At 74.5% G+C, this 18,978-nt stretch carries 14 protein-coding genes; 10 read left to right on the top strand and 4 right to left on the bottom strand.

All coding sequences use genetic code 11. The annotated features are described in order from the left end of the window. The first annotated feature begins 15 nt into the window (after window positions 1-15). From ACQFYA_RS04325 to ACQFYA_RS04285, 9 genes are all read left to right on the top strand, one after another. On the top strand, window positions 16-351 hold the full coding sequence (locus ACQFYA_RS04325; RefSeq protein ID WP_499121796.1) for a PadR family transcriptional regulator: 336 nt from the start codon (window positions 16-18) through the stop codon (window positions 349-351). Continuing rightward, a complete protein-coding gene (locus ACQFYA_RS04320) occupies window positions 351-821 on the top strand; it encodes an HAAS signaling domain-containing protein (protein ID WP_499121795.1) in 471 nt (156 codons plus the stop codon). Before ACQFYA_RS04325 ends, ACQFYA_RS04320 begins: the two co-directional genes overlap by 1 nt. A 137-nt stretch (window positions 822-958) precedes the next feature. Continuing rightward, complete coding sequence (locus ACQFYA_RS04315) at window positions 959-2,488, top strand: glycoside hydrolase family 43 protein (protein ID WP_499121794.1); 1,530 nt, start codon at window positions 959-961, stop codon at window positions 2,486-2,488. After that, on the top strand, window positions 2,488-4,470 hold the full coding sequence (locus tag ACQFYA_RS04310) for a DUF6807 family protein (RefSeq protein WP_499121793.1): 1,983 nt from the start codon (window positions 2,488-2,490) through the stop codon (window positions 4,468-4,470). The genes ACQFYA_RS04315 and ACQFYA_RS04310 overlap by 1 nt, the downstream gene beginning before the upstream one ends. A 10-nt stretch (window positions 4,471-4,480) precedes the next feature. Then, on the top strand, window positions 4,481-5,092 hold the full coding sequence (locus ACQFYA_RS04305; protein ID WP_499121792.1) for a DUF2238 domain-containing protein: 612 nt from the start codon (window positions 4,481-4,483) through the stop codon (window positions 5,090-5,092). Window positions 5,093-5,142: 50 nt separating this feature from the next. Then, entirely contained in the window at window positions 5,143-5,850 is a 708-nt protein-coding gene (locus tag ACQFYA_RS04300) for a glycosyltransferase family 2 protein (RefSeq protein WP_499121791.1), read from the top strand. Between the two features lie 236 nt (window positions 5,851-6,086). After that, window positions 6,087-7,640: a pectate lyase family protein gene (locus ACQFYA_RS04295; protein ID WP_499121790.1), complete on the top strand. Its 1,554-nt coding sequence runs from the start codon at window positions 6,087-6,089 to the stop codon at window positions 7,638-7,640. 24 nt (window positions 7,641-7,664) lie between these two features. After that, window positions 7,665-9,743 carry a pectinesterase family protein gene (locus tag ACQFYA_RS04290; RefSeq protein WP_499121789.1) on the top strand — a complete coding sequence of 693 codons (2,079 nt, stop codon included), beginning with the start codon at window positions 7,665-7,667 and terminating at the stop codon, window positions 9,741-9,743. A gap of 165 nt (window positions 9,744-9,908) precedes the next feature. Next, window positions 9,909-11,459 (top strand): hypothetical protein, encoded by a 1,551-nt coding sequence (locus ACQFYA_RS04285; protein WP_499121787.1) that lies wholly within the window; start codon window positions 9,909-9,911, stop codon window positions 11,457-11,459. Window positions 11,460-11,467: 8 nt separating this feature from the next. Here ACQFYA_RS04285 and ACQFYA_RS04280 read toward each other — a convergent pair whose 3' ends face one another. The 4 genes from ACQFYA_RS04280 to ACQFYA_RS04265 form a co-directional block, all read right to left on the bottom strand. Continuing rightward, window positions 11,468-13,378 carry a DUF2264 domain-containing protein gene (locus ACQFYA_RS04280; RefSeq protein WP_499121786.1) on the bottom strand — a complete coding sequence of 637 codons (1,911 nt, stop codon included), beginning with the start codon at window positions 13,376-13,378 and terminating at the stop codon, window positions 11,468-11,470. An 11-nt stretch (window positions 13,379-13,389) separates the two neighbouring features. Beyond that, entirely contained in the window at window positions 13,390-15,267 is a 1,878-nt protein-coding gene (locus ACQFYA_RS04275) for a heparinase II/III family protein (protein WP_499121785.1), read from the bottom strand. Window positions 15,268-15,269: 2 nt separating this feature from the next. Further along, entirely contained in the window at window positions 15,270-16,298 is a 1,029-nt protein-coding gene (locus ACQFYA_RS04270) for a hydroxyacid dehydrogenase (protein ID WP_499121784.1), read from the bottom strand. An 85-nt stretch (window positions 16,299-16,383) separates the two neighbouring features. Continuing rightward, window positions 16,384-17,511, bottom strand: coding sequence for a LacI family DNA-binding transcriptional regulator (locus tag ACQFYA_RS04265; RefSeq protein WP_499121783.1), 1,128 nt, complete (start codon window positions 17,509-17,511; stop codon window positions 16,384-16,386). A 131-nt stretch (window positions 17,512-17,642) separates the two neighbouring features. Between ACQFYA_RS04265 and ACQFYA_RS04260 the strand changes: the two genes are divergently transcribed. Then, complete coding sequence (locus ACQFYA_RS04260; RefSeq protein ID WP_499121782.1) at window positions 17,643-18,977, top strand: extracellular solute-binding protein; 1,335 nt, start codon at window positions 17,643-17,645, stop codon at window positions 18,975-18,977. Window position 18,978: the final 1 nt, after the last annotated feature.

The raw sequence follows: 18,978 nt of genomic DNA, 5'->3' as shown, positions 1-18,978 counted from the left end.
GCTACCTTGTGACGCATGGTACCGACGCCGGACATGGTCCTCACCCAGCTCCGCAAGGGAGTCGTGGAGTACTGCGTCCTGGCCTGCCTGCGCTCGGCGCCGGCGTACGGGCTCGAGCTCGCCGAACGCCTCGGCACCGACAGCACCCTGCTGACCAGCGAGGGGACGCTGTACCCCCTGCTGTCCCGCCTGCGCCAGCAGGGCTGGGTCACCACGACGCAGGTCGCGTCCGCCACGGGGCCGCCGCGCCGGTACTACGAGCTCACGACCGAGGGCCGGGCGGCGCTCGAGACGTTCACCGCCACCTGGGCCCGGTTCACGGCAGACGTCCGCACGACCCTGGAGCCCTGATGACCACCACCCCCTTCCCGCCGCTGGTCGAGGCCTACCTCGCCGACCTCGACCGTGCCCTGTCGGACGCCGACCCGCGCGAGCGCGCCGAGACCCTCGCCGCGGTGCGCGAGCACGCCGCCGAGTCCCTCGCCCGGCACGGCGCGGAGGACGACCCGGCCCGCCGCGTGCTCGACGAGCTGGGGCCCGTGGACGCCATCGCCGCCGAGGCGACGCCCGCGCCCGCGCCGGCAGCCCCGGCCGCCGCTCCCCGCACGCCCGCCGCGGACGTCTGGCTGGTGGTGCTCGCCATCGCCTCGCTGGCGCTGTTCGTGGTGCCCGTCGTGGCCGCGGCCGCAGTCGTCTGGGCGGCCGTCCGGCTCCGCTCGGGCGCGGGCAACCGCACCCTGCAGCGCGTCGCCCTCGTGGTCGGCGGCGTCTCCTTCGTCGGCGCCGTCGCGCTCTTCGTCTCGCACGTGCTCGCCGGCTGAACGGGCCGCCCGCGGGCCGTCGCGCCCCCCGGGGTTCCGGTGCGTGGAAACCGGTTGCTAGTCTGGGCACAGCACGGCAGGAACCGGTTTCCCACGGTTTCTCGCCGCCTGTCCCAGCGACGTGACGGAAGGCGACCATGACCCACTACAGCAACCCGGTCCTCGACGCGGACTGGCCGGACCCGGACGCCGTCCGGGTCGGCGACGACTACTGGCTGATCGCGTCCAGCTTCAACCGCGCCCCCGGGCTGCCCGTGCTGCACTCGCGCGACCTCGTCTCCTGGGAGCACGTGGCGCACGCCCTGCCCGCCCTGCCGCAGGCCGGGCACTACGCGCTCCCCCGGCACGGGTCCGGGGTGTGGGCGCCCAGCCTGCGCCACCATGACGGCCTCTTCTGGATCGTCTACCCCGACCCGGACCACGGCCTCTTCGTCCTTACCGCGACCGACCCCCGCGGCCCGTGGTCCGAGCCGTGGTGCCTGGTCCCGGGCCAGGGCCTCATCGACCCGTGCCCGCTGTGGGCCCCCGACGGCCGCGCCTACCTCGTGCACGGCTGGGCGAAGAGCCGCGCCGGCGTCAAGAACCGGCTCACCGTGGTCGAGGTGGACCCCGGGCTGCGCCGCGTCGTGGGCCCGGCCCGCACCGTGATCGACGGCGACGAGCTGCCCGGCTTCCGCACCCTGGAGGGGCCGAAGCTGTACCACCGCGACGGCTGGTACTGGATCTTCGCGCCCGCGGGCGGGGTCGCCACCGGCTGGCAGACGGCGTTCCGGTCGCGCTCCGTGTGGGGCCCGTACGAGCACCGCGTGGTGCTCGCCCAGGGCGACACCCCGGTCAACGGGCCGCACCAGGGCGCCTGGGTGGACACCCCCGACGGCGACGACTGGTTCCTGCACTTCCAGGACCGCGGCGTCTTCGGGCGGGTCGTGCACCTGCAGCCGATGCGCTGGGACGACGGCGGCTGGCCGGTCCTGGGCGACGCCGGGGCGCCGGTGCTCACCCACCCGACGCCGCTCGCGGGCGCGGAGCCCGGCGAGCCGGCGCGCAGCGACGACTTCGCCGCCCCGGGGCTCGCGACCCGCTGGCACTGGCAGGCGAACCCGGCCGAGGGCTGGGCCGTGGCCGACGGCGGCGGCACGCTCCGGCTGCCCGCGCAGCCCTCCCCGCGCGGCAACCTGCGCGACCAGGGGGCCGTGCTCTGCCAGCAGCTGCCCGGGCAGCCGAGCACCTGGGAGACCCGCGTGGACCTCGCCGGCGACGCGCCCGGCACCCGGGCGGGGCTGGTCGTGCTGGGCCGCGAGTACGCGTGGGCGGGCCTGGAGCGCACGCCGGTCGGCGTCGAGGTGACGGTCCGGCGCGGCGGGACCTACGGCGACGAGCAGGTCGTCGCGCAGGAGCCGGTACCGGGCGGCGCGACGAGCGTCGTGCTGCGTGCCGACGTCGACGCGCAGGGCGCGGTCACCTGGGGCTGGCGGCCCGACGCCCCGACGGGCGAGGACCCGGGGCCGTGGCACGAGCCCGCGCCCCCGTGGCAGGCGGTCGTCGGCCACTGGATCGGCGCCGAGGTCGGCCTCTTCGCGAGCGCCCCGCTCGGGGCGGACCTCGCGCCGGGCGACGGCGGCACCTTCGGCCCGGTGCGCGTCACCGTGGCCGGGAAGGAGGCGTGATGCCGCGCACCTCCGGGGGGCCCACCATCGACGAGGTGGCCTCCGCCGCCGGGGTGTCCCGGGCCACCGTCTCGCGCGTGATGAACGGCCGCTCCACGGTCGCCGCGGACATCGCCGAGCGGGTGCGCGCCGCCGCCCGGGACCTGCGCTACCAGCCGAGCCGCGTGGCGCGGAGCCTGTCGCTGGGCCGCACGAACTCCGTCGCGCTCGTCGTGCCGGACCTCGCGAACCCGATGTTCCAGCAGATCCTGCGGGGCACGATGGCGGCCGCCGCGCCGCACGACTACCGCGTGCTCGTCGCGGAGACCGCGGAGAACACGCGCGACGAGGCGGAGGTGGCCCTCGAGGCGCGGCTGCGCTGCGACGCGCTCGTCCTCGCGGCCCCGCGCACGCCCGAGGGGGCGCTGCTCGAGCTCCTCCCGCGGCTGGAGCCCGTCGTGGTGATCAACCGGCACGTGCCCGGCCTCACCGTGCCGAGCGTCCGCGTCGACTACGCGGCCGGTGTGCGCAGCATGGTCGACCACCTGGTGGCGCTGGGGCACCGGGAGCTGGCCTACGTCGCCGGCCCGCGCTCGAGCGCGTCGAACGCGCTGCGCGCCCGTGCCCTCGACGACGCGCGCGAGCGGCACCCGGGCCTGCGCGTCACGACCGTGCCCTGCGGCCCCACCGTGGACGCCGGCTACCGCGCGGCGGACCAGGTGCTCGCGACGGGCGCCACGGGCGTGGTCGCGTTCAACGACCTCGTCGCGTTCGGCCTGCTCGCCCGCCTCAACGAGGCCGGGGTGGCGGTGCCCGGCGACCTCTCGATCGGCGGCTTCGACGACATCGAGCTCGCCCGCTACGCGACGCCGTCCCTCACGACGGCGGCCGTGCCGCAGGCCGACCTGGGGCGGCGCGCCTGGGAGCTGCTGCACGCCCGCGTGCTCGGCACCGAGCAGTCCCGGCCCGGCGCCGGCGAGGGCGTCGCGCTGCACGTGACGCCCGGGCTCGTGGTGCGCGGCAGCACCGGCCCCGTGCCGCCCGCGCGCCGTCTCGGCGTGACGTCCGCGGACCTCGCGGGGCGGGCGCACGCCCGCGACGGCGCGCTGCGGGCCCGGTGGCGCGCGGCCGACGACGACTGGGTGCTCGACGTCGGCGACGACCGCCCCCTGGGCCGGTACACGCGCGGCGCCGGGATGCCGGGCGTGCACAGCCCGCGGCCGTTCCTGCACCCGGTGCACTCGCTGCAGGGCGTGGCGATGACGGCGAAGAGCCCCGTGGACCACCGCCACCACTACGGCGTCTCCATGGCGGTGGCCGACGTCGACGGCACCAGCCACTGGGGCGGGCGCACGTACGTGCGCGACCAGGGCCCGACGCTGCTCGCGAACCACGGTCGGCAGGAGGTCGGGCGCACGGAGGTGACGGACGACGGCGCCACCCTGGCGCAGCAGCTGCGCTGGCTGGACGAGCGCGGCGGCGTGCAGCTCACGGAGGACCGCCGGCTGACGGCCGTGGTGCTGCCCGAGGTGGACGCGTGGGCGCTCGGCTGGCACGGCACGCTGCGCGCCGGCGACGCCGACGTGGAGATCGGCAGCCCCGCCACGAACGGCCGCCCGGGCGCCGGGTACGGCGGCTGGTTCTGGCGGCTCCCGTCGGGCGACGAGGCCCGCGCCGTCTCCCCCGCCGGCCCCGACGTGCACGGGTCGCGGCACCCGTGGGTGGCGGTCGCGCGGCGCTCGGGCCCCGCCTGGACCACGCTCGTGCTCGTGCAGGAGCCCGGGGCGGGCGCGGAGGACCCGTCGCCCTGGTTCGCGCGGGTCGCGGACTACGTGGGCCTCGGCCCGGCGCTGGCGTGGGACGCGGTGCGCCGCGTCCCGGCCGGGTCGGCGCTCGACGTGCGCGTCGTGGCGGCCGTCGTGGACCGGCGCCTCGACGCCGCCGACGCGCAGGCCGTCGCCGAGCTCGCCGTCGCACGGGTGGGTGCCGTCGCTGCTGCCTAGGCTGGCCCCCGTGACGCCGGCACCACTGACCACACGCACCAGGGCGGCATGGAGCCCCGAGCCCGGGAGGCCGACCTGGGGGATCGTGCTGGGCGACGCCGTCCGCGCCGGGGCGCTGGCGAGCGTCCTGGTCGCCGCGGCGACGTCGGGCGGCGTCGCCGTCGCCCTGTTCGCCCTCGTCCTGGGCGGCTCGATGGTGCCCCGGGCGTCCGGGGCCCCCGCCTGGCTCGACGTCACGTGCGGCGCGGTCATGCTCGCCGCCGCGTGGTGCGCCGTGGCCGGGCTCTACGAGCGGGTCGAGGGTCTGGACCTGCTCGTGCACGCGGTCGCGACCGGGGCGCTCGCGGCCCTGGCCCACCAGGTGCTGGCCCGGGCCGGCGTCGCCGTGTCCCACGTCCGCCCGCGCGCGACGGCCGCGCTGACGACGGTCGGCCTCGGCGCGCTGCTCGCCGTCGTCTGGGAGCTGCTCGAGGCCGTGGGGCACACGTTCTTCGACGACAGCATCCACGTGACGTACCCGGACACCGTCGGCGACCTCGCGGCGGCGCTGCTGGGCAGCCTCGCCGCGGCGTGGCTCGCCGCCCGTGCCGCCACCCGGACGCCGGCACGGGTGCTCTCGTGACGGCGCGGCCGGGGAACCCTTCCGCGGGACGGACGCTCCCCACCGTCTCCGTGGTCGTCCCCGCCCGCGACGACGCCGCCGCGCTCGCGCGGTGCCTCGCGCTGCTCGCGGAGCAGACCCATGCACCGCTCGAGGTCGTGGTGGTGGACAACGCGTCCTCCGACGGGACGGCCGAGGTCGCACGGCGCGCAGGAGCCGTCGTGGTGCACGAGCCACGGGTCGGCATCCCCGCGGCCGCGGCCGCGGGGTACGACGCCGCCCGGGGCGACGTCGTCGCGCGCCTCGACGCCGACTCGCAGCCCGGTCCCGGCTGGGTGCGCGCCGTCGCCGACCGCATGGCCGGCGACCCGACGGTCGACGCCGTGACAGGGGTGGGAACCTTCACCGACCTGCGGGGCGGCCGCTGGGCGTGCGCGCTGTACCTCTCCGCCTACTACGCCAGCACCCGGATGGCGCTCGGCCACACGGCGCTGTGGGGTTCCTGCATGGCGGTGCGCCGCAGCACGTGGTGGGCCGTGCGCGACCAGGTCGAACGGGTCGACCCCGAGGTGCACGACGACCTGGACCTCGCCTTCGCGCTCGGGCCACGCCGACGGATCGTGCGGGACCGGCACCTCCGGGTCGGCGTGTCCGCCCGGTCGCTGCGGTACGCACGCCGCCGGCGCCTGGTCCGGGCCGTGCGCACGCTGCGGCTGAACTGGGCGGTCGCGCCCCCGTGGGAGCGGTGGCGCGACCGGCTCGGCGCGGCCGCGCGCTAGTTGTCGTCCCGGGCCACCGCCATTGATACCGGCGGCTGAACTATTGACGCGGGCACGATCCGTCGGCTACGTTCTGAGAAACCGGTTTCTGAGGCGTTTCCGGTCGCAGGACGCGACGGGGAGGGAAGACCGACACCGACGTCGGCCGCACCACGAGCAGCAGCACCTGGCACCAGCGCACGACCGCTCGTCCCGACCCGAGGGCCGCAGGCCCGAGTCTCACGAGAGGTGCGACGATGCCCTTCACCCCGGACGACCGACGCTCCCCGCGCCCCGGTCGACCACCCCGACGAGCGCGTGCCCGCGCCGTCGCCGCCCTGTCCGCGCCGGTGCTGGCGCTGACGCTGCTCGCCCCCGCGGCGCACGCGGCGCCCGACCCGTCGCCCGGCGCCGAGGCGGCCGGCCGCGCCCTGCTGCACCGCATCGGCGCCACGCCCGCGACGACGGCGGACGGGCCGGTCTGGTCCCCCACCGCGACCGGCTTCGCGTCCGTGCCGACGGACGCGCTGCCCGAGGGCACCACGGGCGGCGCGGGCGGCCGCACTGTCACCGTGCGCGACGCGGCGGCGCTCGCCGAGTACGCGGCGTCGGACGAGCCGCTGACGATCCTCGTGCAGGGCAGCCTCGACGTGGAGCCGTTCGGCGCGATGATCGACGTCGCGAGCGACAAGACCGTCGTCGGCGCGGCGTCGGGAGGCGAGCTGGTCGGCGGCGGGCTGCGGCTGCTCGAGGTCGAGAACGTCATCATCCGGAACCTGACCTTCCGCGACTCGTTCGTCGCGGCCGACTGGGACGGCAAGAGCGCGGACAACGACAACGACGGCATCCGCGTCGACACGTCCGACCACGTGTGGGTGGACCACAACGAGTTCGCCCGCCTCGGCGACGGCCAGCTCGACATCCGCAAGGACTCCACCGCCGTCACGGCGTCGTGGAACTCCTTCCACGACCACAACAAGACCCTCGGCGTCGGGTGGACGGACAACGTCGTGACCACGCTGACGCTGCACCACAACCGCTTCTCGAACGTGCACCAGCGCAACGGCAGCATCGACAACGTCGCCCTCGGCCACCTCTACAACAACTGGCTGTCGGGCGTGAGCTCGTATGGCACCACCTCGCGCGGGGGCTCGTCGCTCCTCGTGGAGTCGAGCGTCTACGAGAACGCGCGCAACCCGCTCATCCTCAGTGGCGACGCCGCCCGCCTGCACCAGCGCGACAACCTGTTCCGCGGCACCTGGGGCGAGGAGCCGGCCGAGACCGGCCCCACGTTCGAGGCGTCCGACCTCTACGACTACCGGGCCGACGACGTCGAGGACGTCGTGCCGCTGCTCACCCGGTACGCCGGGACCCGCTCCACGCACGACGAGCGCGTGGGCCGGCAGGTCACGGTGGCCCAGGACGGCTCCGGCGACTTCCTGTCGATCCAGGCGGCCGTCGGCGCGGCGTGGCGGTCCGGCCGGCCCGTCGAGGTCGTCGTCGAGCCGGGCACGTACCGGGAGGTCGTCACCGTCTGGCCCGGCGCCGACCGCCTGACGGTGCGCGGCGCCACGGGCGACCCCGCCGACGTCGTCGTCACCTACGACAAGCCCGCGAGCGACTGGGCCACCGCGACCGTGCTCGCCGACCGCGTCACCCTGCGCGACCTGACTCTCGAGAACGCGTACGACGCCGACGCGAACGGCCCCGCGGAGACGCTCGCCCTCCGCGACGCCGGCCACCGCACCGCGCTCGACGACGTCGTCCTCGTGGGCGGCGGCCGCAGCACTGACGACCCGCGCCGTTCCTGATCCCTTCGCTGACCAAGGAGCACCATGACCACAGGTTTCGACACGCTCAGCCACCGACGGGCCGCCCGCGTGGTGGCCGCCCTCGGCGCGCCCGCGCTGGCGCTCACCCTGCTCGCCCCCGCCGCCCACGCGGCGCCCGATGCCGGCTCAGCCGTCGACCCGGGCGCGGCCGGCGCCGCCGTCCTCGAGCGCATCGGCGCACCGACCACCACCACGGCGGACGGGCCGGTCTGGTCGCCCGTCGCGACCGGGTTCGCCTCGACCCCTACCGACGACCTCCCGCACGGCACGACCGGAGGCGCGGGCGGCGACGCCGTCACCGTCCGCGACGCGGCCGCGCTCGCCGAGGCCGCGGCGTCCGACGAACCGCTGACGATCTACGTCAAGGGCACCATCGAGCCGGCCGAGCTCGGCTCGATGATCGACGTGGCGAGCGACAAGACGATCGTCGGGTTCGCGTCCGGCGCCGAGCTGGTGGGCGTGGGGCTGCGGCTCGACCACGTGGAGAACGTCGTCGTGCGCAACCTGCGCTTCCGCGACTCGTACGTGCCGGGCGACTGGGACGGCAAGAGCGCGGACAACGACAACGACGGCATCCGCGTCGACACGTCCAGCCACGTGTGGATCGACCACAACGAGCTCACGCGCCTGGGGGACGGGCTGATCGACGTCCGCAAGGACTCCACGGCGGTCACGCTGTCGTGGAACTACCTGCACGACCACAACAAGACGGTGGGCGTGGGCTGGACCGACAACGTGGTCACCGAGATCACGATGCACCACAACCGGTTCTCGAACACCTACCAGCGCAACGCGAGCATCGACAACGTCGCCGCCGGCCACCTCTACAACAACTGGTTCGACGGGCAGGCGCAGTACGGCACGATGTCGCGCGGCGCGTCGCAGCTCGTCGTCGAGTCGAGCGTGTACTCGAACGGCGAGGACGCGATCGTCGCCAAGGACCCGGCGTCGAAGGTCGACTCGCGCGACAACCGGTTCACGACGATCCGCGGGCGCAAGGACGACACCGGCCCGACGTTCGACCCGGCCGCGCGGTACACGTACACGCCGGACGCCGTGGACGACGTCACCCGCATCGTCACGGAGGGCGCGGGCACGCTCGGCGCGCCGGAGAAGGTCCGCCGCACGGTCACGGTGGCGCTCGACGGCACCGGCGACTACGCGTCGATCGGGGCCGCGGTGGGCGCGGCCTCGCGGTCGCCGCACCCGGTGGACGTCGTCGTCGAGCCGGGCGTCTACCGCGAGGTGGTGCGGGTCTGGCCCGGCGCCGACGGGATCACGATCCGCGGCGCCACGGGCGACCCGGAGGACGTGGTGCTCACCTACGACCTCGCCGCCGGCCAGGCCAAGTTCTACGGCGGCACGTTCGGGCACACCGGCTCGCCGGTGCTGTCGGTGCTGGCCGACGACGTCACGCTGCGCGACCTCACCGTCGAGAACGCCTACGACGAGGCCGCGAACGGTGGCAGCCAGGCGCTCGCGCTGCGCACCGCCGGCGACCGCACGGTGCTCGACGGCGTGCGGCTGCTGGGCAACCAGGACACGTACCTGGCCGACCCGGGCTCCGGGGACGCGCCGTCGCGCACCTGGGTCACCGGCTCGTACATCGAGGGCGACGTCGACTTCGTCTACGGCGGCGGCACCCTCGTCGTCGAGGACTCCGAGATCCGCTCGCTCGACCGCGGCTCCGCGACGAACAACGGGTACGTGGCCGCCCCGGCGACCGTGCCGGGCGGCAAGGGCTTCCTGTTCACGCACACGCGGTTCACCTCCGACGCGGCGGCGGGGTCCGTCTTCCTCGGCCGCCCGTGGCACCCGAGCAGCAACCCGCTCGTCGACCCGTCCGTCGTCGTGCGCGACTCCTGGCTGGGCGCGCACGTCGGCACGCCGGCCTGGTCGGACATGAGCGGCTGGTCGTGGCGCGACGACTTCATGCGGGAGTACCGCAACGCCGGTCCGGGCGCCGCGCCCGCCGGCGAGGACGTCGACGGCCGCCCGCAGCTGACCGACGACGAGGCCGCCGCGCACACCCGCGAGGCGTACCTGTCCGGCGACGACGGCTGGCGCCCCTGGCGGCGCTGACCACGTCCGGTGCGCCGCTCCGGATCCCGTCCGTGGTCGTGACCGCGTGAGGCGTGCGGGCCGCCGCTGTTCGCTTTGTGTGCGAGCGGCCCGCATCCCTTGCCCTCCCGATTCCCCGGGCGGGAGCGTGTTTCTCTCGCCATCGACTCATAGGAGAGATCACGGATGGGAACGAATCAGGAGCTCGGGCGGCGCACCGTCCTGGGCATGGGGGCCACGGGAGCGCTCGCGATGACGGCAGGGATCCTGCTGCCGTCGGCCGCGACGGCGGCGGCCACGTCGACGTCGGGCGGCGCCCGCACCACGACGTTCACGCACGACCCCGACCGCTTTTTGCGCAACCCGCTGAACGGGTGGGTGCTCTACAGCACGGCGACGGTCGCCGACGACTACTGGGAGCACTACGACGCCATGCAGGTGCCGGGCATGGACGGCACCGTGAAGGTGTCGGACTACGCACCGACGCTCTACATGCGCGTCGCGTGGTCCGTGCTCGAGCCCGAGGAGGGCGTGTACGGCTGGGACACCGACGAGAAGCTCCGGTGGATGCTCGCCGAGGCGAAGAAGCGCCGCATGCGCCTCGCGTTCCGCGTGGTCGTCGACAGCCGGGACAAGCCCCACGGCTTCACGCCCGACTACGTGCGCGCGGCCGGCGCGCAGGGCTACGAGTCGCAGACCGGCGAGGTGACGCTGTGGTCGCCGTACCCCGACGACCCGGTCTTCCAGCAGAAGTACGAGGTGTTCCTCGAGGCGCTGGCCGCCCGGTTCGGCGACCCCGACGAGATGGACTTCATCGACGGGTACGGCCTGGGCAAATGGGGCGAGGGGCACTCGATGAAGTACCTCGACAGCGCCCACCGCGAGGCGGTGTTCCACTGGAACATCGACCTGTACACGCGCCTGTTCCCGGACGTGCCGCTGGCCGTGAACTACCACCGCATGATCGGCGCCGAGAAGGACTGGGGCTCGGCGGACCCGAAGAGCCGCGAGCTGCTCGACTACGCGTACGACAAGGGCTGGATCCTGCGGCACGACGCGTTCGGCATGACGACCTACTACGGGCAGTGGGAGCGGGAGGTCGCCGGCGCGTGGCTGTACAAGCGGCCGATCGTGATGGAGGGCGGCTGGGTCACCGGCAGCCACACGATCTCGGACGACCCCCGCGGCTACGAGACGGCCGCCGACGTGCGCCAGGGCGAGTTCGACGACTCGCAGCAGGCGCACGTCAGCTCGATGGACTTCCGCGTGGGCGAGACCGACTCGTGGTTCGAGGACTGCTTCGACCTCGTGAAGGAGTTCAATGCCGAGGGCGGCTACCGCCTCTACCCGCAGCACGTCGCCGCGCCGTCGACGGTGGCGCCGGGCGGACCGGCGACGATCGCGCACACGTGGGCGAACGCCGGGTGGGCGTTCTTCCCCAGCGACCTGCCGCAGTGGCACGGCAAGTACCAGGTGGCGTTCGCGCTGCTCGACCGGTCGGGCGAGGCCGTCGAGGTGTACGTCGACGACGCGATCCCGACGCACACGTGGCGCGAGCGGCACACCTACGACTACACGTCGACCCCCACGGTCGGCCGGGTCGCGAAGGGCCGCTACCGCTGGGGCGTCGCGATCGTGGACACGACGCGCGACGACGCCCCGGCGATCGAGCTCGCGACGGCGGGCGAGACGACCGACAGCGGCTGGCTCGTGATCGGTGGCGTGACGGTCGAATAGGGCCCTCGTCAGGCGGGGAGCACCGGCCAGAGCCAGGTCGCGAGGTCGATCTCATGCTCTGCGCCGGTGCCCCAGCGGGCAGTGACGGTGGTGCCGGAGACGGCGACCGTCACCGCCCCGTCGAGCGGCCGCGGCCGGGCCGACAGCGCGTGCAGGCTCACGAGCACGGTGTCGCCAGGGCCGACGGCTCCGTGCAGCACGGGCACCGCCGAGGCGGGGCCGAACGCGTCGGACCCGGTCGACGCGACGACCGACGACGACGCCCACCCGGCGAGGCCGACGATCGCGCCGGTCAGCCCGTCGGCGTTCGTGACCGCCGCGGCGAGGCCGCCCGACGAGGCCAGCGGGGCGGCGTCGCCCGCGACCTGCCAACCGCCCTCGCGCACGGGCCATCCGCGGTCGCTGCGCACGAGGTGGGCGCGCACCTCGTGGTCGCGCTCGACGATCGTCGCGCTCACCACGGTGACGCCCGGGAAGGGACGACCGTCGCGCTGCGGGACGTGCGTCGACGCGGCGATCGGCCCCTCGGTGCGCGTCGCGCGGAGGACGCCGCGCCTGCTGGCCCGCCCGTCGTCGTCGACGAGCGCGAGGTGCCCGTCGACCCCCTCCTCCCACGCCGGGCCCGTGCCCGGCGCGGAGTGCGTGGAGTACCCGAGCTTCGCGTAGTGCGGGTCGTCGGGGTCGGGCCGGGTGGGCTCGACGGGGATCTCGCAGTGGTCGCTGCCGTGGTTGACGAGCCGCACGATGCCGTCGCTCTGTGGCCGCAGGATCCATCCGGCGCCGGCGATCGTGCGGGGCCGCGGCGCGTGCGGCTGCTCGCGCTCGGTCCACACCGCGGCGTCGTCGGGCAGGGCGAGCCCCAGGAACCCGATGCCGGCGAGGTACGACGACCCGAACCCGCTGTACGTCTGCGCGACGGGCTCGTGCGGGCGGCGCCAGCCGAGGTCGAGAGGCTCGTCGACGCCGACGCCCGCGTCCACGAACCGCTTCAGCACGCCCGACGCGAGGGCGCGGGTCTGCCCGGGCGACAGCGCGTTCACGCCGGCGAGCTCCGCGCACCACACCGCGGCGAGCGCCGCCGTGCGGTAGGTGAGCGAGCGGCCCACGTGCAGCAGGGACCCGTCGGGTGCGACGAGGTCGGCGAAGGACGCGCTGAACGCGTGCAGGCGCTCGCGGTGCCGGCGGCCCTCGGGGGTGTCGGCGCGGCCCGTCATCTCGTACCACGCCCACAGGTAGGGGTGGATGGCCCACGCGTTGTAGTAGTCGATCGCATGCTCGGGGCCGTCGGTGTACCAGCCCTGCTCGAGGTACCAGGACTCGACGCGGGCGACGTTGCGCTCACCGATGCAGCCCGACGTGTCCTCGTCGACGGACCGCAGGAAGCCCTCGGCCATGGCGGGGAACAGCTGCCAGTTGTTGTGCCACACCTCGAGGCGCGCGTGATGGCGCAGCCACGCGGCGATCTGCCGCTGCTCGGGCCGGGAGAGCCCCGCCCACAGGCGGTCCCGGCTGACGTGCAGGCCGAAGGCGATGTTCGCGGCCTCGACGATGTTGTTCGTGACGCCCGTGATCGGCACGCGGCAGGTGACGCCGAGCGGCCACGCCTCGGGACCGTCGGGATCGGTCCCCGCCAGCAGGGCGCGCGCGTACCACTCGAGCGCGTCGTCGGACCCGGGACCCGAGGTGCCCGCGACGAGGGGCGCGGCCAGCAGGAAAGAGCGGCCGACGGCCTCCATGCTCTCCCGCCGCTCGCCGTCGCCCGTCACGCGGCCGGGCAGCCGGGTGGCGGCACCGAGCGGGCTCGAGAAGCGCCGCACCTGGTCGAGCCAGCGGTGCCCCGTGGCGACCCAGTGGTCGCGGGTCCAGCCCGTGACGGGCGAGAGCGCACGGTCGTCGGGCGGCAGGACGAAGGGGTCCATCACGCCGTCCATCACGCCCTCCGCACGACGACGCGGGCCGAGCCCTCGACACCCGCGGGCGCGGTGAGGATCGTGCGGTGCACCGCCGCGCCCCAGGCGCGGACGAGGCGCGTGTCGGCGGGGTCGATGTCGACGCGCTCGGTGACGACGCCGAGGCCGTCGTCGAACGCGACGAGCGCAGGGCCTACGGCGAGGCCGCCCGCGACGGGGCGCGGCTCGTCGGCCGTCATGAGCACGAGCCGCATCTCGCCGTCGCCCGCGAACCGCCAGGCGTCGTCGATGCGCACCTCGCCCGCACGGCGGTCGAGCGCGACCGTGCGCGTGATCGACGCGAGACCTGCCTCCGCGGGGTACGCGGCGGTGAGGTCCATGCTCAGCGAGGCGACGGACCCGTCGTCGGCGAACGTCGTGCCCCTCGCCCGGAACTCGGCGCCGTGCCGCTGCTCGACCCCGTCCGGCAGCGGCACGCTGTGCCAAGCGCTGCGCATGGTCCAGATCGTGTAGCGGGTGTCGGGCATGAACGTGTCGCGGACGTAGTCGCCCACGCCCACGTCGATGAGCACCGGGTGACCGTCGAGCGACACGATGGGGCCGCCCACGTCGTTGTGGTTGTGGCTGACGTCGTTGTGGCCGCCCTTCACGGCGAGCGCGAGGCCCGCGGCGTCGTGCGTGCGCTCTCGGGCGACGGCGACCTCGGTGCCGGGGGCGTACCAGGACGCGGGCATGCCGGGCTCGGACGGCCCCGCCTCCGCCCAGCCCGGGTCCCGCAGCGCCGCGAGGGTCCGCAGGAACATCGGCGCGAGCTGTCCGTCGAACCCCAGCGGGTGGGCGCGGCCCATCCACCGCGCGTGGCGCACGACCTCGTCGTCGCCGACGCGCTCGCCGAAGCGGGCGAGCAGGTGCCACACCGCGTTCGGCGGGTGGGCCGGTGACCCGTCCGAGAAGTTCACCTGGCTGTCGGCGTCGATCTGCATCGCGAGTGGGAAGCGGCTCATCGCCGCGACGGGCGGCACGGCGAACCCGTCGTAGGCCCCGCCGGTGGCCCGTTCGACGACCTCGAGCGCCTCGAACAGCGTGGCGCCGGCCCACCACCAGTAGGTGGCGCCCTCCTCGCAGCTGCCGTCGTCGGCGTACCCCGCGCGGAAGCGGTCGAGGATCACGATGGCGCGCTCGACGGTGCTCTCGATCGCTGCGCGGTCGCCCTCGACCGCCATGGTGCAGGCGAGCACGTTCGACACGACCCACGGCGCCCAGTTGTTCGGCGGGCGACCGTCCTCGCCCTCGGCCCAGGCGTAGGTGTCGCGGTCCCAGGGGTCGAGCACGCGACGGCGGATCTCGTGGCGAACCCGCGCGTGGATCCCCGGGAACGCGGCGTCGAGGGCGTCGCCCGCCACGCGGTCGACCGCGGCGAGCAGGCCGCCGACATACCCGCACGAGAGGTCGAGCACGTCGCGACCGGGCACGGGGAGTGGCGGCCGCTCGCCCGTCTCCGGGATCGCGTAGTGCGAGGGGAGGCACCATGCGGTGAGCTCGCACAGCCGCCACACGGCGTCGGCGAGCCGCGGCGCCCACGCAGCGCCGTCGCCCGTCACGCCCCACGCGAACGTCGCCGAGGCGACCTCGTTCAGCAGCGCGAGCTGCGCGTTCTCGTAGGGCATGCGCTCGCCGGTCCCGGCATAGTGCGCCCACAGGGTGAGGCACGGGGCCTGGGCGGCCGCGGAACGGCGCCACGCGCCGGCGGCCGCGAGCAGCGCCTCCCGGTCGGCGTCGCCGACGCCCGACCAGGCGCCGCGGTCGGTCACGGGCGGGGCCGGGGCCCACCGGTCCGGGTCGAGCGCGGCGCGGGCGTCGCGCGTGAACCGGCCGAGGAACGACGTCGTGTCGGCCATGGCTACGCGATGACGGCCAGGTGGCGGCCGGTGATCGGCTCGGCGAACGCGCCCGTCTCGCCGAAGCGGACCACCTCGTCGACGATGTGCGCGGCGAGGCGGGAGTTCTCGTTGCCGACCGAGCCCGCGAGGTGCGGGGTCAGGAAGGTGTTGGGCGTCGACCACAGCCGGTCGCCCTCCGGCAGCGGCTCGCGGCCCGTGACGTCGAGCAGCGCCACAAGGTCGCCCCGGTCGAGGCGGTCGGCGAGCGCCTGCTCGTCGACGAGCTCGCCGCGAGCCGTGTTGATGAGGGTCGCGCCGGGTCGCATGCGCTCGATGAGCTCCCGGCTGATCATGCCGCGCGTCGACGGCAGCGACGGCGCGTGCAGCGTGACGACGTCGCTCGTCGCGACGAGCTCGTCGAGCGGCACGACCTCGACGCCCAGCGCGCGGCGCTGCTCGTCGTCGAGGGTCGGGTCCGACACGACCACCTCGACGTCGAGCGTCGCGAGGCGGTCGATCAGCAGGCGCCCCACGTGCGAGGCGCCGACGACGCCCACGCGGATGCCGTGGGCCCCGATGGCGGGCCACGTCCTCCCCGAGTCGGGCTGGCGGCCGAGCGCGCGGTACTGCTCGCTCGCCCACAGCACGCGTTTCGCCGCGAGGATCACCATCGCGAGCGCGAACTCGGCAACGGGGACGGCGTTGGCCCCCGCGCTCGACGCCACGGCCACGCCGCTGTCGAGCAGGGCGTCGGTCACGACGGGCCGGACGGTCCCCGCCGAGTGCGCGACCGCGACGAGCGACGGCAGCGCGTCGCGCACGTCGCCCTCGACGGTGGGCGTGCCCCACCCGGTGATCACCACCTCGGCCTCGGCGAGCAGCGCGCGGTCGGCGGGATCCGTGGGATCGAGCGGCTCGGGGGCCAGCAGGCGCAGCCGAGGGTCGGCGATGAGCCGCGCGACCTCGGGAGCGTCGAAGACGCTCGAGAACGTGCTGTCGGGCATGAGGAACGCGACGGTCCGTCGCACATCGTCCTCGGGGTGCGGCATGTCGGCTTCTCCTTCGTCTCCGACGGCAGGACCAACGCAACGCGACGGCGACGAACGGCGTCAAGCGATCCAGTTCAAACGCACATCACTCGAACATCGAGGCGGGCGTGCCCGTGGAGCGCCGCGGCACGAGGTTCGGCCGCAGCGTCACGTGGCGCGAGGTGAGCACCCGCTCGGCCGTGGTGGACACGCGGTCGAACAGCATGCCGACCGCGACCCAGCCGACGTCCCGCTTGGGCGGCCCCACGGCGGTCAGGGGGACGGCGGCCAGCGAGGCGACCTCGTCGTCGTAGGCGATGACCGACAGGTCGCCCGGGATCGACAGCCCGATCGCGAGGACCGCCTCGACGAACTCCACGGCATAGCGGTCGGAGTGCACGAACACCGCCGTCACCCCGGCCGCGAGCGCCCGCTCGAGATACGCGACGCTCTGCTCGCGGATCCCCTGCCGATGGTCGACGACCTCGACCGCGTCGACGTCGTCGAGCCCGAAGGCCCGGACCGCGCGGTCGAACCCGACGCGCAGGTGCGGCATCGTCGGCGTCTCGAACGTGACCATGCCCACGCGCCGGTGGCCCAGCTCGGCGAACAGGCGGATCGCGACGACCGCGCCCGCCGCGTGGTCGGTGCGCACGAGGTCGAGGGCACCCGCGTTCACCGCGTCGTCGAGCGACCTCTCGACCACGACGACGGGGACCGGTGAGTCGACGAGCTGCCCGAACGTCTCGAACTCGTCGTTCGTGCTCGTCGTGACGAGCAGCCCGTCGACGCCGCGCTCGATCATCCGCTGGACCTGGGCGCGCTCGCGCTCGGGGTCGTAGTCGGAGATCCCCAGGACGAGCCGGCCGCCCATCGTCTGCACGCGCTCGACGGCCCCGTCCACGATCGCCGGGAAGTAGTAGCCCGGGTCGGGGACCACGAAGCCGAACGTGAACAGCGGCTCCTTCGCGGCGGGGGCCGGCACCGTCGACGACCGCGGCGGCGGACGGTGCCCCGCCGCCGTCACGTCGGCCCGCTCGGGCCGCACCGCCTCGTCGACGGGGACCGCTCCCCCGTGCACGCGGCGCAGCATGCCCCGGTCGGCGAGCTCGCCCAGGTCGCGCCGCACCGTCATGGCCGAGATCCCCATGCGCCCGGCGAAGTCGGTGGCCGACAGGCTGCCGTGCAGCTTCAGCTCCGCCAGGATCCGCCCCTGCCGCTGTGTCAGGTCCATCGAACCTCCATGTTCGATTTCTGAGCGAATGAATATCGAGGCTTGACCATACCTCCGCGGCGCTCCCAGGATGAGGGCCGTTCGGACCGCCGGGGACGGCGGCGGACGCACGTAGCGATGGAGGTACGTTCATGCGCACACCCGCGCCTTTCACCCGCCGGGCCTTCCTCGGCGGGATGCTCACGACGGCAGGCATGTCCGCCCTCGCCCTCGCGGGCTGCTCGACCAACTCGTTCAGCGGCAAGGCCCGGACGATCACCGTCATGACCGTGTCGAGCGAGGTCACCGACGAGCTGCTCGCCGCCTGGGAGCAGACGCACCCCGACATCGGGCTCTCGTTCATCAACTTCGACCAGGTCCGCCTCAACTCGATGATCGCGGCGGGCAACCCGCCCGACGTCGTGCGCGCGACCGGCGCCTCGCAGTCGGCCTACTACGCGGCCCGCGGCCTGTCCCATCCGCTCGACGACTACATGAAGGCGTCGAGCGTCGTGAGCTACGACGACCTCGCCGTGGTGAACGACGTGTGGCGGTGGGACGGCCAGGTGCAGGGCCAGGGCCGGTACTACGGCATGACCAAGGACTGGTCGCAGGACTTCATGTACTGGATCAACACCCGCATGTTCGAGGAGGCGGGCCTCGCGATCCCCACGGCCGACATGCCGCTCACGTACGACGAGCTGCTCGAGCACGGCCGGGCCATGACGTCCCGCAAGGGCGGGCGCGTGGCGCAGTACGGGCTGTTCAACACGACCCCGTCCGTCGCGTCGATCTCGCAGATGGTCGCGACGACTGGCGGCACGATCTACAACGACGACCTGTCGGTGATCGACTTCACCTCGCCCGAGGCGCAGCGCGCGATGCAGTGGTTCGTCGACGTCGCGAGCGAGCGCGTCGGCTACACGCTGGTGGACGTCAGCCCCGAAGGCTGGGACTGGCCCGCGTTCCAGGCGCAGCGCCTCGCGATGGACGGCGCCGGCTACTGGATGACGGGCACGATCACCCCCGACGACGAGGTCGAGCAACACGCCCGGCTCGTGCCGGCGCCGGTCATGGGCGACACCCGCATCAGCCCCGCGCGCGCCGCGACCGGGTTCTGGATCGCCAAGGACTCGACGATGAAGGACGAGGCCTGGCAGTTCATCGAGTGGTTCTGCGGCGGGCAGCCCGCGGCCGACCGCGCGAAGCTCGGCGGCGGGATCCCGCCGATCGACAGCCTGTACGACTCGCTGCCCCAGCAGACCGCCCTGCAGAAGCAGGCGTACGACACGCAGATGAACGAGCTGCAGTACCTGCAGGCGATCCCCGCCTCGCCGTTCATCGACCCCACCGCCATCGACGCGTCGCTCTCCGACAAGTTCGCCCGCGTCGTGCGCGGCGACATGACCGTCGGGCAGTGGGCCGACGCGACCACGACGTCCGTCAACGCGCTGCTCGCCAACGGCGCCTCGCTCGTAGGGATGTGAC

The organism is Promicromonospora sp. Marseille-Q5078, from assembly GCF_050315395.1.
Classification (GTDB): Bacteria; Actinomycetota; Actinomycetes; order Actinomycetales; family Cellulomonadaceae; genus Isoptericola.
The sequence above is the reverse complement of the archived record's forward strand: the minus strand, read 5'-3'. Positions and strand labels throughout refer to the sequence as shown.